Consider the following 1,644-nt stretch of genomic DNA (forward strand, 5'->3'; position numbering starts at 1 on the left):
TGGACGCCCTTCTAAGAGTCAAGTTGTTATTTGAGTACTGTTGATCAGCCGATTTTGATTACGTAGCAGCGTAAAAACTTCACGCGAGATATAACGTTTAAGGCAACGCAGCGCTTCCATTTTTGAGTGACCTTCAGCTATCCGTCTGGCGATATATTCCTGTGTTTTCGTATCGGTACGTAATCGCCCAATAGCAATAATATGTAGGGCGCTATTGGCGGCACGATCACCACCGCGGTTAAGTCTGTGCCGATTTGTTTTACCGGAGGATACGGGAACTGGACTGACGCCACATAAAGCCGCAAAACCAGACTCCGAAGTCAGGCGCTGAGGATTATCTCCGGCGGTAATCAAAAGTTGCGATGCACATTCGTATCCCACCGCTTTGCGCCTGATAAGCTCTGGTGCCAACTCATCAACAATTGACGTTATCATGACATCCAGATCGGCTATTTCATCATGCAACTCAAGATATCTGCGGGCCAGCGATTTCAGTGCTATACGATAGGCATCCTGAACATTCCGATAGGCGGTAACATCGGGTCGCCATGAGGCCAGCGTACGAATCAAATGCATCCTCGTGAGATGACGTATCTGATCACGTAACTCATCAGGAGCTGACACGATATTCATCTGGATCATTTGTAGTGCAATGCGTCGTGCCGCGACAGCTGTTTTGCGGCAGACTTTCAGGACGCGTAGTGCTTCGATCATTCCACTACGTGTTTTTGGCGTGACGGTGCGTATTCTGCAGAGTGCAGCGTGGGCAGCGCTTTCTGCATCGATCGTATCGCTTTTACCCCGTTTACGACGCTCCATTTTATCCGGGGCTGTCACCTCCAGTACTTCGATTTTGGCACTCTGAAGGTAGCGCAACAAGCCTGCACCATATGAGCCAGTACATTCAACACCGATACGCTCAATCGTGCCGAAAGATAACATCCAGGCCAGCATTTTTCTGTATCCCTGCCGTGTTGTCGCGAAAAATTCGCTGCCCAGAACGCGGTTGTTTTGATCAACTACAGCAGCGACATGTAAATCTTTATGGGTATCAACGCCGCCAACAACGGACAGTGATTGAATGGGTTTTATGTTCGCCATTAGTCATTTCCTGCTCCGGAATATTTCGCCATTTCTCCTGACGATAACCCGGACAGGACAGTAAAGAGACAAGCCGTCAGGCCCTTCTTGAGTCACGCGCATCGGTGAGGAGAAGCCTCGCATGAAGTACTTCCCGGTAACCGACGGGTCCAGGGAAAGACACATTTCTGGTCGTTCAGAGTGAGAGTCAGGAAACCGGGGAGTCTTCACTGCATCAGTGATCTCATCTGACTAAAGAAACAGCAAGTGGGATGATGAATACTGACACGGACATTATTACTGTCCGAGTGAACCAGCACCTGTTTTTGGGGATTACGCCGCCATACAGCCATCAGCAGTGCGTTCAGGACAATGTCCTTTGTCATCCGGGATTGCATTGACCAGCCGATAATTTTGCGTGAGAACAGATCAACAACCACAGCAAGATACAGCCAGCCTTCGTGGGTCCTGATGTAGGTTATGTCCATTACCCAACGCTTATCCGGAGCATCCGGATTGAACTGTCGCTGGAGCCTGTTGGGCGATACGATACTGGCCTCGCCT

Annotated in this window: 1 protein-coding gene and 1 pseudogene; both read right to left on the minus strand. The window is 49.7% G+C overall.

What is annotated here, in order from left to right:
* Positions 1-18: 18 nt before the first annotated feature.
* Positions 19-1,101: an IS110 family RNA-guided transposase gene (locus PYW49_RS23250; RefSeq protein ID WP_320387684.1), complete on the minus strand. Its 1,083-nt coding sequence runs from the start codon at positions 1,099-1,101 to the stop codon at positions 19-21.
* Positions 1,102-1,373: 272 nt separating this feature from the next.
* A pseudogene (locus tag PYW49_RS23255) lies at positions 1,374-1,644 on the minus strand (DDE-type integrase/transposase/recombinase); the annotation flags it as partial.

The organism is Enterobacter chinensis, assembly GCF_034008295.1.
GTDB classification, from domain to species: Bacteria; Pseudomonadota; Gammaproteobacteria; order Enterobacterales; family Enterobacteriaceae; genus Enterobacter; species Enterobacter chinensis.